Annotated in this window: 16 protein-coding genes; 2 read left to right on the top strand and 14 right to left on the bottom strand. The window is 48.7% G+C overall.

Going from position 1 to position 15,231, the window contains the following annotated elements:
* Positions 1 to 151: 151 nt before the first annotated feature.
* The 9 genes from dnaB to Q9R25_RS10450 all read right to left on the bottom strand — a co-directional run bounded on the left by dnaB (position 152) and on the right by Q9R25_RS10450 (position 7,733).
* Positions 152 to 1,504: a replicative DNA helicase gene (dnaB, locus tag Q9R25_RS10490; RefSeq protein ID WP_015880235.1), complete on the bottom strand. Its 1,353-nt coding sequence runs from the start codon at positions 1,502 to 1,504 to the stop codon at positions 152 to 154.
* Positions 1,505 to 1,521: 17 nt separating this feature from the next.
* Positions 1,522 to 1,965, bottom strand: coding sequence for a 50S ribosomal protein L9 (gene rplI / locus Q9R25_RS10485; RefSeq protein WP_159563195.1), 444 nt, complete (start codon positions 1,963 to 1,965; stop codon positions 1,522 to 1,524).
* Positions 1,962 to 3,953: a DHH family phosphoesterase gene (locus Q9R25_RS10480; RefSeq protein ID WP_214691421.1), complete on the bottom strand. Its 1,992-nt coding sequence runs from the start codon at positions 3,951 to 3,953 to the stop codon at positions 1,962 to 1,964. Before Q9R25_RS10480 ends, rplI begins: the two co-directional genes overlap by 4 nt.
* 152 nt (positions 3,954 to 4,105) lie before the next feature.
* Positions 4,106 to 4,336 (bottom strand): 30S ribosomal protein S18, encoded by a 231-nt coding sequence (gene rpsR / locus Q9R25_RS10475; RefSeq protein WP_015880232.1) that lies wholly within the window; start codon positions 4,334 to 4,336, stop codon positions 4,106 to 4,108.
* A gap of 43 nt (positions 4,337 to 4,379) precedes the next feature.
* A complete protein-coding gene (gene ssb, locus Q9R25_RS10470; RefSeq protein ID WP_015880231.1) occupies positions 4,380 to 4,889 on the bottom strand; it encodes a single-stranded DNA-binding protein in 510 nt (169 codons plus the stop codon).
* A gap of 37 nt (positions 4,890 to 4,926) precedes the next feature.
* Positions 4,927 to 5,214, bottom strand: a complete 288-nt coding sequence (gene rpsF / locus Q9R25_RS10465) for a 30S ribosomal protein S6 (protein WP_015880230.1) — start codon at positions 5,212 to 5,214, stop codon at positions 4,927 to 4,929.
* A 130-nt stretch (positions 5,215 to 5,344) separates the two neighbouring features.
* On the bottom strand, positions 5,345 to 6,445 hold the full coding sequence (gene ychF / locus Q9R25_RS10460; protein ID WP_031424089.1) for a redox-regulated ATPase YchF: 1,101 nt from the start codon (positions 6,443 to 6,445) through the stop codon (positions 5,345 to 5,347).
* Between the two features lie 153 nt (positions 6,446 to 6,598).
* Complete coding sequence (locus tag Q9R25_RS10455; RefSeq protein ID WP_047795718.1) at positions 6,599 to 6,802, bottom strand: DUF951 domain-containing protein; 204 nt, start codon at positions 6,800 to 6,802, stop codon at positions 6,599 to 6,601.
* Positions 6,792 to 7,733, bottom strand: a complete 942-nt coding sequence (locus tag Q9R25_RS10450; protein WP_074035244.1) for a mechanosensitive ion channel family protein — start codon at positions 7,731 to 7,733, stop codon at positions 6,792 to 6,794. Before Q9R25_RS10450 ends, Q9R25_RS10455 begins: the two co-directional genes overlap by 11 nt.
* 169 nt (positions 7,734 to 7,902) lie before the next feature.
* On the opposite strand from Q9R25_RS10450, the gene yyaC reads away from it, so the two are divergent.
* On the top strand, positions 7,903 to 8,529 hold the full coding sequence (gene yyaC / locus Q9R25_RS10445) for a spore protease YyaC (protein ID WP_311283121.1): 627 nt from the start codon (positions 7,903 to 7,905) through the stop codon (positions 8,527 to 8,529).
* On the opposite strand, the gene Q9R25_RS10440 is transcribed toward yyaC, so the two are convergent.
* The 5 genes from Q9R25_RS10440 to mnmE form a co-directional block, all read right to left on the bottom strand.
* Entirely contained in the window at positions 8,502 to 9,284 is a 783-nt protein-coding gene (locus tag Q9R25_RS10440; RefSeq protein WP_031424085.1) for a ParB/RepB/Spo0J family partition protein, read from the bottom strand. The two genes, yyaC and Q9R25_RS10440, sit on opposite strands and share 28 nt — an antisense overlap.
* A 36-nt stretch (positions 9,285 to 9,320) precedes the next feature.
* On the bottom strand, positions 9,321 to 10,205 hold the full coding sequence (gene noc / locus Q9R25_RS10435) for a nucleoid occlusion protein (RefSeq protein WP_214691422.1): 885 nt from the start codon (positions 10,203 to 10,205) through the stop codon (positions 9,321 to 9,323).
* A 79-nt stretch (positions 10,206 to 10,284) separates the two neighbouring features.
* Entirely contained in the window at positions 10,285 to 11,001 is a 717-nt protein-coding gene (gene rsmG, locus Q9R25_RS10430; RefSeq protein ID WP_015880223.1) for a 16S rRNA (guanine(527)-N(7))-methyltransferase RsmG, read from the bottom strand.
* Between the two features lie 4 nt (positions 11,002 to 11,005).
* The gene (mnmG, locus tag Q9R25_RS10425) at positions 11,006 to 12,892 is read right to left on the bottom strand and encodes a tRNA uridine-5-carboxymethylaminomethyl(34) synthesis enzyme MnmG (RefSeq protein ID WP_074035252.1); all 1,887 of its coding nucleotides are present in this window, start codon (positions 12,890 to 12,892) and stop codon (positions 11,006 to 11,008) included.
* Between the two features lie 15 nt (positions 12,893 to 12,907).
* Positions 12,908 to 14,287 carry a tRNA uridine-5-carboxymethylaminomethyl(34) synthesis GTPase MnmE gene (gene mnmE / locus Q9R25_RS10420; protein WP_031424082.1) on the bottom strand — a complete coding sequence of 460 codons (1,380 nt, stop codon included), beginning with the start codon at positions 14,285 to 14,287 and terminating at the stop codon, positions 12,908 to 12,910.
* A gap of 172 nt (positions 14,288 to 14,459) precedes the next feature.
* Between mnmE and Q9R25_RS10415 the strand changes: the two genes are divergently transcribed.
* A complete protein-coding gene (locus Q9R25_RS10415; protein WP_275060202.1) occupies positions 14,460 to 15,218 on the top strand; it encodes a nucleotidyltransferase domain-containing protein in 759 nt (252 codons plus the stop codon).
* Positions 15,219 to 15,231: the final 13 nt, after the last annotated feature.

Below are 15,231 nucleotides of genomic sequence, written 5' to 3'. Positions count from 1 at the left end.
CCTCCTTATTAATCAACGTTCTGTTCAAACCATCCGTAAGTGTACACTTGAAAAGCAAGAAAGTCAATTGAATACCGAACGTTTTATATAAGATGTAACTATTCGTTCGTCATTTTGATCTAATCCTATACAAAAAAAGACACCACCGACGTTACATCGGTGGTGCGAAGGCTTGCGTCTCCATATTGACGAACTTGTTGTACTCTTTCCTGAAGGAGAGCTTGACCGTACCGGTCGGACCGTTACGTTGTTTCGCAATGATGATTTCAATCGTATTGGCGTCTTCACTCTCTTTATCGTAATAGTCATCACGATAGAGGAAGGCGACGATATCGGCATCCTGCTCGATTGCTCCCGATTCACGGATATCGGACATCATCGGTCGCTTGTCTTGACGACTCTCTACGCCACGTGAGAGCTGAGACAAGGCGATGACCGGTACTTGTAGTTCCCGTGCGATTGCTTTGAGCGTACGTGAGATTTCCGATACTTCTTGTTGGCGGTTCTCGCCCGGTTTCCCGTTCCCGACGATGAGCTGCAAGTAGTCAATCATGATCATCCCGAGACCATGTTCCTGCTTCAATCGGCGACATTTGGCTCGGATTTCGTTGACCCGAAGACCCGGTGTATCGTCGATGTAGATGCCTGCTTGGGAGAGCGACGACATCGCAAGGGAGAGACGACCCCAATCTTCCGCTTCAAGACGACCGGTCCGGAGGCGCTGGGCATCGATGTTCCCTTCCGCACATAACATACGCATGACGAGTTGCTCGGCACCCATCTCCAAACTGAAGATGGCGACGTTCTCACCCGTACGGACCGCGACGTTTTGCGAGATGTTCAAGGCGAACGCGGTCTTCCCGACAGATGGACGGGCGGCCACGATAATCAAATCGTTTCGTTGGAAACCGGCCGTCATCTTATCCAAATCCGTGAACCCGGTCGCAATCCCGGTGATTTCACCGCTCGACTGATGCAGCTTTTCAATCGTCGAGTACGCATCGGATAAGACAGAACCAATCGGGTGGAAGCTCGATTGTCCTTTTCGCTGCGATACTTTTAGAATATTTCGCTCGGCATCAGATAAAACAGAATCCACCTCATCTTGACGCTCATAACCATCCGAGACAATGTTGGTCGCAGTTCGAATCAGACGACGGAGTGCCGCTTTTTGGTCGACGACGTTCAAGTAATAGCCGATGTTCCCGATGGCGGGAACGGATTCCGCGACCTCCGCCAAATAGTTGAGGCCCCCGATTTCGTCTAAAATCCCTTGCGCCTGCAACTCAGAACTGAGCGTTACCAAGTCGACGAGCTCGCCTCGGTCATTGATCTTTAGCATCGCTTCAAAGATGCGTTGGTGGCTGACACGATAAAAGTCGTCCGGGTCGACCCGCTCTGAGGCCGTAATCAACCGATCCGAATCGAGGATGATTGCCCCTAAGACGGCTTGCTCCGCTTCCACGCTATGCGGTGGTGTATTGACTTGAATCGCATCACTCATCCGTCTCTACCTCACCTTCAAGCTTCTTGTACATGTACATTCAACGTCGCGACGACGTCATGGTGCAACTTCACTGGCACTTTCGTGAAACCGAGCGCCTTGATCGGATGCTCGAGTTCAATTTTACGCTTATCGATTTTGTAGCCCATTGATTTAAGGGCATCCGCGATTTGCTTGCTCGTGACCGAACCGAACACGCGACCGCCTTCACCGGCTTTCGTCGTGACGGCAATCGTCTCTTTTTCAAGCTTTTCTTTGAGTTGTTTCGCTTCGTTCAACTCTTCTTCTGCTGCTTCTTCGGCACGACGTTCTTTAGCCGCGAATGCTTTCAGGTTTCCTGGTGTCGCTTCCACTGCCAAGTTTTTCTTGAACAAGACGTTCTTAGCGTAAGCGTCTGCCACGTTTTTCACTTCTCCAGCTTTCCCTTGTCCTTTTACATCTACTTTCAAAATGACTTTCATTCTAATTCCTCTCCTTCAGTTTCATCTGTTACGTAATGATCGATTGCCTCTTTCAACATGACTTTCGCTTGTTCGCGACTCACTTCAAGTTGCGTCGCCGCATTCGTCAAATGGCCACCGCCATCGAGCATTTCCATGATGACCTGGACGTTGACGTCACCGAGCGACCGCGCGCTGATTCCCGTACGCCCGTCCGGTAAGACGGCGATGACGAACGAGGCTTTGACGCCTTCCATATTCAGCAACTGGTCTGCAGACTGAGCAATCAACACTTGATGGTGTGCCTCGTCGTCAGAAGCGACCGCAATCGCCATCCCACCTGCATAAATTTCGGTGTTTCTCAAAATCTGAGACTGCTCGATATAAGCATCGAGATCTTGTCTCATGAAGTGCTGTACGAGAACCGTGTCAGCACCTTGAATCCGTAAGAAGGATGCCGCATCAAACGTACGGGATCCCGTACGGAGCGTAAATCCTTTCGTATCGACCATGATTCCCGCGAGAAGTGACGTTGCCTCTAAAATAGAGAGCTTTCGACTTCCCGCCTGATACTCAATCAATTCCGTGACGAGCTCACTCGTTGATGATGCGTAAGGCTCCATATACACGAGAACCGGATCTTCGATAAACTCTTCCCCGCGACGATGGTGGTCGATGACGACGACCCGCTCCGACCGATCCAAAATGTCTTTTGAAATGACGAGGGACGGACGGTGTGTATCGACGACGACGAGTAATGTCTGTTCATCGATGAGTGGCTGCGCCTCATACTCGGTCAAGAATTGGCTGTATAACGAGTCATCGTTCTCTACTTCATGGACGAGCCGCTGAATGCCGACACTCGTCTCACCGGATGGAATGACGACATACGCCTCGCGCCCGACAAACTCAGCCAATTTCATGACACCGATGGAAGCCCCGAGCGAGTCCATATCTGGATTCTTATGTCCCATCACAAGGACACGGCTCGATTCCCGAATGAGGTCACGCATCGAGTTCGAGATGACACGTGCCCGGACACGCGTTCGCTTCTCGGTCGGATTTGTCTTCCCGCCGAAGAAACGAACTTTCCCATTATGACGCTTAACGACTGCCTGGTCACCACCACGGCCAAGTCCTAAATCTAGACTCGACTGAGAGAGATTACCGAGCTCCGTCAATGTCGTTTCACCGCACCCAATCCCGATTGATAACGTCAACGGGATTCTTTGTTCCTTCGTCGCATCACGCACTTCATCTAAGATTGAAAAGCGGTTGTTTTCAAGTTCAGATAGCGTCCGTTCATTCATGACGAGGAAAAAGCGGTCCGCAGCTGTACGACGCATGTAGATATGATGCCGCTGCGCCCATTGATTGAGGAGCACCGTCACCCGACGATTGACTTCACTACGGACCTGTTCATCCACCGCAGTCGACATCTCGTCATAGTTATCTAAATACAAAATACCGATAACCGTCTGCGTTTGAACATACTTTTGTTCCATCTCCGCTTCTTCGGTCATATCAAATAAATAGAGGGTTTGATGGATTTGATTGTAATAAACACGATAGACACGGTCACCCACTTCAATCGTGGCTTCATCCTCTTCTTCTTCAATCAATTCATCGAAGGCGGAATGGAGCGCATCAAGCGGTATTCCAATCGCCATATCGAGTTCGAAAATCAATCGTGATTGTTCGTTATACCAACTGATCCGTCGGTCCTGGTCAAAGACTAAAATCCCAATCGGCATCGTCGTCAATGCTTCTTTTCCGACCTCTTCGATTTGATGAGAGAGAGAGAGGACATACTGTTCCCAATTTTTACGCTCCCGTCGCATCGTCACTTGCTGATAGATGAAAAAAATCAGCGTGCCCATAAACAGGGTGATTGCCGCCACAATGTTGTAGAACGCCAATCCTAACGAGACAAGGAATCCAATCACGTATGGAATCATGTGCCGCGCGTATTGGTTCTTCACGGATGTTAATGCTTCACCACTGTGCATGTATGCCTCCTAAAATGAGTAATGTTCACCCATGGAATCGTAAAGGTTTCTGCTCTATCATACCATATTCGTCGGTTTCACTTACACACTTACAGACGAGATGAAATACAAAAAAACGACTTATCCAAGAGGATAAGCCGTTCGTCAAACAATTACTCTGCAACGTATGGAAGCAAAGCCATTTGACGTGAGCGCTTGATAGCGACAGTAAGTGGACGTTGGTATTTCGCTGAAGTACCAGTCACACGACGTGGAAGAATTTTACCACGCTCCGAAACGAAGCGTTTGAGCAATTCTACGTCTTTATAATCGATATGAGTGATGTTGTTCGACGTAAAGAAACATACTTTACGACGACGACGACCTCCTGGACGACGTGCCATGTGAAGACCTCCTTTATAGGTTAGTTTTTATTGTCCATGATGATTAGAATGGCAAATCATCATCTGACAAGTCGATTTTGCCGCCACCCGAGAACGGATCTGCGTCAAAACCTTTATTCGAATTCGAGGACTGAGATGAAGTCGAAGCGGCTCCTGCGCCCCATCCTGATCCACTTGATTCACCACCACCGAAGACATCTCCAGATGGTGCTTGCTCACGTTGCCCTGAGGCTCCGCGTGGTTCAAGGAAGCGTACGCTGTCTGCGACTACTTCTGCCCGGTAACGACGTTGGCCATCTTGTCCTTCGTAACTACTGATTTGAAGGCGACCGTCAACGCCGGCCATGCTGCCCTTTTTCAAGTATTGTGCTACGTTCTCTGCTTGTTTGCGCCAAACGACACAATCAATAAAGTCCGTCTCGCGCTTCCCATCTTGTCCAGCGAATGGACGATCGCAAGCGAGAGTAAGGCGTGTTACGGCGATTCCGCTCTGCGTATAACGCATTTCGGGATCGCGAGTCAATCGACCAACTAACACAACTCGGTTAATCATCTCCAAGCTCCCCTTTCACGATACGAAACGTTAAGGATTAACGCTCGTCTTTTGTTGTCATTTGACGGACAACGTCGTCAGAGATCTTCATGAGACGCTCTGTTTCTAAGATCGCTTTAGGTTCAGCAACGATGTTAAGAAGAACGTAGTGTCCTTCGCGCATCTTGTTGATTTCATAAGCGAAACGACGTTTACCCATGTCTGTTGTTTTTTCAACAGTACCACCGTTTTCAGTGATGACGTTGTTGAAGCGCTCGATTAAAGCTTTCTTCGCTTCCTCATCAACTGATGGACGGATAATGTAAAGAAGTTCGTATTTACGCATTATCTTTCACCTCCTCTTGGACTAACGGCCCCTACCGGTTGTAGGAGCAAGGAGCAAACAATTGTTTTACTCACGTCATAATATACTATCAAACTTCCTTAACTTTTACAATACGTTTCCGTAAATCCACTTATACGTTGAAGCGGAACGTGACAACGTCGCCATCTTGGAAGACGTATTCTTTTCCTTCTGAACGAAGTTTTCCTTGTTCTTTCACCGTCGTCATGTTTCCTGCTGCTGAAAGGTCGTCATACGACACGACCTCGGCACGGATGAATCCACGTTCGAAATCAGAGTGGATGACACCGGCACATTGTGGGGCTTTCATCCCTTGTTTGAACGTCCAAGCACGAACTTCCTTCTCACCTGCCGTGAAGTATGTCGCAAGGCCAAGTGTCGAGTAAGCCGCACGGATCAATTGATCAAGTCCTGACTCTTCGATCCCGAGATCTTGTAAGAACTCGAGGCGTTCTTCCGGTTCGAGTTCTGAAATTTCTTCTTCGATTCGTGCACAGATGACGATGACTTTCGAACCTTCTGTTGCCGCGTGATCACGGACTGCTTGTACAAACTCGTTCGAATCGGCATCTGCCACTTCATCCTCACTCACGTTCGCCACGTAAAGCATCGGCTTCATCGTAAGCAATTGGAAGTGTTTGACGATTGCGAGTTGGTCTTCTGATAATTCAGCGACACGTGCCGGACGCTCTGATTCAAGAACATCTCGCACGATTTCGAGTGCTTCAAGTTCTTGTACCGCACCTTTATCTTTTGCCTTCACCATTTTTTGAACACGTGCGATTCGTTTATCGACTTGCTCAAGATCAGCTAAGATCAATTCAAGATTGATAGTCGTAATGTCATCGATTGGTGAGACACGGCCTGCGACGTGCGTGATGTTCTCGTCTTCGAAACAACGGACGACTTGGCAAATCGCATCCACTTCGCGAATGTTCGCCAAGAATTTGTTTCCGAGACCTTCACCTTTTGACGCACCTTTCACGATTCCAGCGATATCTGTAAACTCAAATGCTGTTGGTACCGTTTTTTTCGGTTTGACGAGTTCTGTCAATCGATCAAGGCGCGCATCCGGTACTTCTACGACGCCGACGTTCGGGTCGATCGTCGCGAACGGATAGTTGGCCGCCTCGACTCCTGCTTGTGTAATCGCATTAAACAATGTCGATTTCCCGACGTTTGGCAATCCGACAATTCCTGCTGTTAATCCCACTAGTATTTCCTCCTCATCCGGTGTTTCCCGGGAAATGTTAAGCCGTCTGTGGAGTGGGTACATTCAGTACACCACACCGTCACATCCTTCACAATTATAGATAGTCCACGATTAAACCGCAACTCACGTTCATAACCTAAAGAAAAACGCCGCTTATTCGGCGGCGTTCCCTTGTTCAAGCACTTTCTTGAATCGCTTATCAAAATCACGGCGTTGCATGAGCACACTAGCTCCGCAGCCTTGGCACTTGATCCGAATGTCCATCCCGACACGCGTGATTTGCCAGCGGTTCGTTTTGCAGGCATGTGGTTTTTTCATTTCCACAATATCGTTCAATGCATAGGTTTTACTTTGCATTTTCTGCTTCTCCTCCTTTAGGAGCCGAGTTCGGTGGCATCATGACCGTACGTGGGTATGGAATTTCAATCCCCCGCTCGTCAAGTCCAGCCTTTAACTCTTTATGCAAAATTCGACCAGCTGCGAAGTGCTGGGTCGGCGGCACTTCCGCCATTAATCGGTACACCACTTCCGACGGTCCGAGCGACTGCACTCCAGCTAAGTCGATTGGTTTGATGAACAAGTCGTGATAGCGTGCTTCGACCGTTTTCGCAATTTCCTTGAGCGCTTGCTCTACTTTTGACATATCTTCTTCGTACGCAACCCCAATATCGACAACAGCGACGCTGTTTTCAAGCGAGTAGTTCGTCACTTGTAAGATTTGTCCGTTCGGAATAATCGTCACTTGTCCGTTTAATCCTTTTAATTTCGTCGTCCGGATTCCGACCTCGATGACCGTCCCGTCGACTTGTTGGTTCAAATTGACGTAATCCCCGTTTTTGTATTGGTTTTCAAAGATGATGAACGCCCCTGTGATGACGTCTTTCACCAAACTTTGTGCCCCGAATGAGATTGCAAGACCCGCGACCCCGGCTGATGCAATCAAACCGGCGATATTCACACCGAATTGTCCGAGCACCGTCAAGACCATAATCAACCCGATCACATAGCGGATTGTGTTTTGGGCTAATTTTAATAACGTTTCATTCTGTCGCTGGGCGACGATATCATGTTCTTTTATTTTGCGGAGCGTAAACACGCGCTCGACCATCGTTGTCAAAATGCGTGTTGCGATATATAAACCAAGGATGATGAGCGCCACACCGGCGAGCTTGATCCCTAAACCAATCCACATGTCTGTATCTTTAAAGTACTCGACGAATCGGTTCACGCTGTCGATTGTCTCATCGGCAACCGTATTTAAATCTTTTTCTGTATTTTGCGAAGCCATCTTTTCACCTCAAAGTCGTAGATTCTAAATCATCAAAACATATTTCACGACTTTTCTCAAACACTGCATTCGGAAGTTAGAAGTTTTCCACTTTTGGGAATGGGTTAATACGAGATCAATCCCCCAACTGCAACTAGGAATAGGCAGCTTAGAAGAGAGGATGAGATTCATGCCGTTTCGCTTAAAACCTCATAAACCATACTCTTTCTTCATTGAACACACTGAGCGGAGTGGATCCAGATTGCTTGCGGACCAGCTTCATGAACAGTTGGTCAATGAAAACCATCGCCCCATCGTCCTTGTTTGCATCGGTTCGGACCGTTCGACCGGTGATTCACTCGGTCCGCTCGTCGGAACGTTTTTAGAAGAACGCCATATCCGAAATTTACATGTATACGGCACATTAACGAAGCCTGTACACGCACTCAATTTGGTGGAAACGTTACATGAGATTCAAACGCGCTTCCATCAACCGCTCATTATCGCTATCGACGCCTGTCTCGGACGTTTATCAAGTGTCGGTTATGTCTTCTTTTCGGAAGGTCCGCTCGCTCCAGGGGCCGGTGTCCAAAAAGAACTTCCGGCAGTCGGCGCTTACAATATTAAAGCCGTCGTGAACGTAAGTGGATTCATGGAGATGATGATTCTACAGAATACCCGTCTCCATCTTGTATATGAACTCGCACGTTTCATCACAGACGGATTCGCCGATTTTGATACACGGATCGGGCGCCTGCATCACGAAGAGGCGGCCATCACGCGTCTTCGTCAGTCACGAGATGAATCAAAGTCTTGAGGCGATAATAACGTCAACAATTGTTCCAAGTCGTCTTGTGAAAAATACTTCAACTCGAGGACGCCGCCTTTTCGGCGCGGACGAATCGACACATCCATCTGAAGACGCTCCGCAAGCACCGCTTCGACCGCTTCGATATCGGCGTTCGATCGCTTCAGCGTCTTTTTTTCTGTGCGCTCTTTTTGTAAGTAACGCTCGAGGCGACGGACCGTCCAATGCTCGGCAATGACCCGTTTCGCAATCTGTTCCATCGCTTGTTCCGATTTCATACCCGTGATGGCACGTGCATGTCCCATCGTCAAATCTCCGACCATGACCGCATGCTGGACGGCACTCGGCAATCGAAGGAGGCGAAGACTGTTCGTCACATGACTGCGGCTCTTCCCGACGCGATCGGCCAACTGTTGTTGCGTCAGACCTAGCGTCTGCATCAACTGTTCATAGGCGACAGCCTCTTCGATGGCATTCAAGTCTGCCCGCTGAATGTTTTCAATCAGCGCCAACTCCATGACGCGATCGGAGTCCGCCGTGACGACGAGGGCAGGAATGTCTTCTTTCCCAGCGAGCTTCGCCGCCTGAAACCGTCGTTCCCCGGCAATGATTTCATAGTATCCTGTCGCTTTTCGAACGACGATTGGTTGTAGGACGCCATATCGCTCAATGGATTGACGCAACTCTTCTAATTTTTCCACCTCAAATTGTTTCCGGGGCTGATTCGGGTTTGGGCGAATGAATTTTAATGCTAATCGTTCCATCTACAAACCTCCTTCATTGTATAAAAAAGCACGGACTCATTTTTGAGGCCGCGCTTTCGGGATGCGAATTCGAATTTCAACAAATTCCTCTTCGTCTACTTCTTCAGTTTGGACGTCAATCCCTGTTTTCCCAATCAAATTGATTGAGTCACGAATCGTGTTGATGGCGATTCGCGTGTCACGCGCAAAACTTTTCGTCCGACGACGTTGTTTTTTCGGCTTTCGCTTCTCTTCTTCGATCGGTGTTGTTAAAAAGGCGACGCGTTCTTCTGTCTCCTTGACGTTAAAATCCTGTTCTAACACTTCTGCGAGCACTTGAAGTTGCAATCCTTCTTCCTTCAACGGCAACAACGCACGCGCATGTCGTTCGTTGATCCGACGATCGCGAAGCGACTGCTTCACATCCTCCGGCAATTTTAACAAGCGCAACTTATTGGCGATCGTGGATTGACTCTTGCCTAGACTCTTCGCGAGCGCATCTTGCGTCAAACCGTTCAAGGCGAGTAAACGATCATATGCTTCCGCCTCTTCAATCGGGCTTAACTGCTCACGCTGCAAGTTTTCAATCAAGGCGAGTGCAGCCGTCGTATCATCGTCCATATCGCGAACGATTGCCGGAATCGCTGACCAACCAAGCGATTTCACCGCACGGAAACGACGCTCCCCGGCAATGATTTCATAGCAGTCCCCATCTGCCTTTCGAACCACGATTGGTTGAAGGAGTCCATGTTCCGAAATCGTCGTTGCCAACTCTTCAATTTTTGCCGGTTCGAACACTTTACGCGGTTGATAACGGTTTGGACGCAACCGTGACAACGAGAGTTCTTGTACCGTGTCATCCGCTCGAACTTCCGCAATCTGCGTCACGGCAACTTCGTCTTTTCGATTCACACCGAACAATTTCGCAAATCTATTCTTCAACGTCGGGCACCCCTTTATGTAAAAAAATAAGCAGACTCCACCACTGGAATCTGCTTTTGTTTCACGTGAAACGACATCATCAGATAAGTGGCTCTTTCGCCGGTGTCCCCGCTTTACGCGGATATTTCCCGGGCGTTTTTCGTAGTTTATCTACAACTACGATATTACGCTCACTCATCTCTCCTGGCAATAGGAACTGGTGTGTCGCTTTTTCTTTCCCACCTAGAACGGCTAAAGCGTTTTTGGCGTCTGCCATCTCGTCAGAAACCTTGGCCGCTTTAAGCGCAACGAAGCTTCCGCCTACTTTCGCGAGTGGCAAACAGTATTCTGCCAACACGGTCATGCGGGCAACCGCACGTGCTGTGACGACGTCAAACTGTTCGCGGAACTTTTTATTTTTTCCGAACTCTTCGGCACGACCATGATGGAACGCGACACCTTCGAGTCCAAGGGCAAGGGCCAACTCGTTCAAAAAGGTGATGCGTTTGTTTAACGAATCGATGATCGTGACGTGTAAGTGTGGGAATAAAATTTTGAGCGGAAGACTTGGGAATCCGGCTCCTGCCCCGACATCACATACGGTTTCGACTTTCGTGAAATCGAAATGAAACGCTGCGCTGAGCGAATCATAGAAATGCTTCAAATATACTTCTTCTCGGTCCGTGATGGCCGTTAAGTTCATTTTCTCGTTCCATTCGACGAGCATTTCGAAGTAACGCTTGAACTGACTGAGTTGTGTCTCACTCAGCTCAAACCCTTCAGCTCGTAACGCTTCAATAAATTGAGATTCGTTCATCGTTTCACTCCACCGTTGCGTATTGTCCTTGTTCGATATAGACGAGCAAGATTGACACGTCTGCTGGGTTTACGCCTGAGATACGAGACGCTTGACCGATCGAAAGAGGACGAACTTGTTTTAGTTTTTGTTTCGCTTCTGTCGCGAGACCACCGATCGCATCGTAATCCAAGTTTTCCGGGATTCGTTTTTCTTCCATGCGACGCATCTTCTCGACTTGTTCAAGCTGTTTGGAAATATAACCTTCATACTTCACTTGAATCTCGACTTGTTCTTTCACTTCATACGACAATTCTTCCGTTGACGGAACGACCGTCATGAGTGCTTCATAAGATACTTCCGGACGTTTCAACAAGATGTTGGCATGCGTCGCTTCTTTAAGCGGGTGCGCACCGACCGATTCGAGCATCGCATTGACTTCAGGTGTCGGTTTGACGACAAGTGACGCAAGTCGCTTCACTTCTTTTTCAATCGCTACACGCTTCTCGTTGAGGTGAGTGTGACGATCTTCTGAAAGTAAGCCGATCTCATACCCGATGTCGCTGAGTCGCAAGTCCGCATTGTCATGACGCAACAAAAGACGGTATTCGGCACGTGATGTGAGAAGGCGATACGGTTCGTTCGTACCTTTCGTCACGAGGTCATCGATTAAGACGCCGATGTACGCTTGCGAACGGTCCAAGATAACCGGATCTTTTCCGAGCACTTTGCATGCGGCGTTGATTCCCGCCATGATGCCCTGTCCAGCCGCTTCTTCGTACCCGCTCGTCCCGTTGATTTGTCCCGCTGTGAAAAGACCTGGGACAGCTTTTGTTTCGAGAGTTGGCCAAAGCTGTGTCGGTACGACCGCATCGTATTCAATCGCATAACCGGGACGCATCATCTCTGAATTTTCAAGACCCGGGATCGTGCGAAGCATCTGATGTTGCACGTCTTCTGGCATACTCGTCGAAAAGCCTTGGACATAGATTTCTTCCGTATCGCGACCTTCTGGCTCTAAGAAGATTTGGTGACGCGGTTTATCATTAAAGCGAACGACCTTATCTTCGATTGATGGGCAATAACGGGGCCCCGTTCCTTTAATCGCACCCGAATACATCGGTGAGCGATGCAAGTTCTCATCAATCAATTGGTGTGTACGTTCGCTCGTGTACGTGAGCCAGCACGGGATTTGTTCGATCGGATCCAAGTCCGTCGAGGTGTACGAGAAGAATGATGGATTCTCGTCCCCTGGCTGAATCTCCGTCTTCGAATAATCAATCGTCTTGCCGTCGATTCGTGGCGGTGTTCCCGTTTTGAATCGAACTAAGTCGAGACCGAGCTCTTCAAGATGCTTCGATAGCTCGACCGATGGCATTTGGTTGTTCGGACCACTCTCGTAAGCCAATTCCCCGATGATGATTTGACCACGCATGAACGTTCCCGTTGTGACGATGACCGCTTTCGCGCGATATTCTGAACCTGTGTTCGTTACCACGCCACGTACTTCTCCGTCCTCAATCAACAAGCGCTCGACTAGCGCCTGACGAAGCAGCAGATTCGGCTCATCTTCTAGCACTTTCTTCATATGATTTTGGTATTGGAATTTGTCCGCCTGTGCACGTAGCGCACGTACCGCCGGCCCTTTCGATGTGTTGAGCATCTTCATTTGGATGTATGTCGCGTCAATCGCACGCCCCATCTCGCCACCGAGCGCATCGATTTCACGTACGACGATCCCTTTCGCCGGCCCACCGATTGATGGGTTGCAATACATGAATCCGACCATATCAGGGTTCATGGTGAGCATCGCTGTTTTCGCGCCCATTCGAGCCGATGCGAGTGCTGATTCAATCCCTGCGTGTCCGGCCCCGATGACGATGACGTCAAATTCGCCTGCCGTATAAGCCATATTCGTTCCTCCTTATTATTTCCCAAGACAAAACTGTGAAAAGAGCTGATCAATCAAGCTCTCCTGTACGGTATCTCCATTGATTTCACCGAGCGTATCCCACGCACGACGTAAATCGATTTGAACCATGTCGATCGGCATATTCATGACGGCACTACCGAGCGCCTCATCAATTTGACCAATCGTTCGTTTGATTAACTGAATGTGTCGAGCGTTTGAGATATACGTCATATCCTGTGACTCGACACCTTTTGCGAAGAATAGATTTGCGATGGCCGCTTCAAGGGCATCGATTCCTTCATCTAGCAAGAGCGATGTCGCCACAATTGGACGTCCTGCCGCTAGTTTCTCTAGCTTAGAAGAATCCATGTTTTGTGGCAAGTCTGTCTTGTTGATGATGATGATGGCATTCATTCCTTTAACTGCCTCAAATAACGCCTCATCCTCGACAGTCAATCCCTCATGTCCGTTCAAGACGAGAAGGACCAAATCTGCCGCTTCTAACGCTTTTCTCGACTTTTCCACACCGATTCGTTCCACGATATCTTCCGTTTCGCGAATCCCTGCCGTATCGATCAATTTGAGCGGAACACCTTTCACGTTGACGTATTCCTCAATTGTGTCACGTGTCGTACCGGCAATTTCGGTGACAATCGCTTTTGTCTCTTGAACGAGCGTGTTCATCAAAGAAGATTTTCCGACGTTCGGTCGACCGATGATTGCCGTGGCCAAGCCTTCACGTAAGATTTTCCCTTGTCGCGCTGTCTCGAGTAACTGTTCGAGGACACGTTTGACCTCGCCCGCTTTCTCTTCGACAATGGCCTGGGTCATCTCTTCTGCGTCATACTCTGGATAGTCGATGTTGACCTCGACCGCCGCAATCGTCTCGAGCAATTGTTGACGTAACTCGCGAACGAGGCGTGACAAACGTCCTTCCATTTGCGCCATCGCAACGTTCATTGCTCGGTCCGTCTTCGCGCGAATCAAATCCATGACCGCTTCCGCCTGAGATAAATCGATCCGACCATTTAAAAAGGCGCGCTTCGTGAACTCGCCCGGTTCTGCTAGGCGGATGTCGGGTTGATCGAGAATGAGCTCAAGGACACGATTGACCGCTACGACGCCTCCGTGACAATTGATTTCGACGACATCTTCTCGCGTAAACGTCTTCGGCGCGCGCATAATACTGACCATGACTTCATCGACGATTTCGCCCGTATTAGGATATTTTAACGTTCCATAATGAATCGTATGTGAATCGACTGTTGTTAAGTCTTTCCCAGAAAACACATTGTTCACCGTTTCGACCGCCAAATCGCCCGATAGTCGGACGATCCCGATGGCACCTTCACCCATCGGCGTCGAAATCGCTGTAATCGTGTCAAACTCTAGCATCTTTCTCCCTCCAAACCTAAACATCTTCTTCTATCATATGCATAACGAACCTACTATACACGATATTCGACTTGAACGAAAGAGTTGGACCATTGATAAAGTCATTGCCATTCGACTCATCATTTTCGTACAATAAAGGAATATATTTACATAGGAGAGAGATGATTTAAAGATGAAACAGCAAGACGCAATCCGAATCATCACCGAACGATTAGAGCACGATGAAGCGGTTCAAGCGATTTTTATGAAGGGTTCATTCGGTCGGGGAGAAGCCGATGAACATTCAGATATCGACCTCTATGTCATGGTACACCCCGATGAAGAGGTCTCTTTTCTATCTAGACGCCTCGAGCATATAACCGCCTATCGTCCGATTCTGTTAAAAGACGAGATTCATATCGTCGCTCCACAACTCATCGCCGTCTTTGATGATTTTCTTCACCTCGACCTGTTCACGGTCACGCAAGAGACGTTGAATCATCAAGACTCGATTCATGTGCTCTACGACCCACAACAGCGACTTGCTAGACACGCCACTTCCTTGCAATTAGACGAAGCGGCAATCAGTGACCATGCGTTCGATACCGTGTGGTACTTTTTCCAATATACAAAATCACGCAATCGAGGCAACGCGATGTGGGCAACGGAGATGCTCCGGCAAGGAATGGTCCATTTCGCATATGTGTTAGCCGCTCACCACACACCGGACCGGGCTTCCCTTGGTTTAAAAGATGTGACGCAGCGACAAAAAATCGACCTCCGCTCATTTTATGACCATTTGACCCCCGCCTCACACGAAAAAGCCGCCCACATCTATCTGGAGCGACTTCAGGCAGAGCAAACTTTTTTCACATCACTATCTGGCTACAACGTGTTCGGACCGTTCATGGAACAGTTGATTCAACGAGAAACAAGCCGTCCTGGCATATAGGGCGGCTTGTTTT

It is taken from the genome of Exiguobacterium sp. BG5(2022) (genome assembly GCF_031844365.1).
GTDB lineage: Bacteria > Bacillota > Bacilli > Exiguobacteriales > Exiguobacteriaceae > Exiguobacterium > Exiguobacterium profundum.
This window is presented reverse-complemented; position numbering and strand designations above follow the sequence as displayed.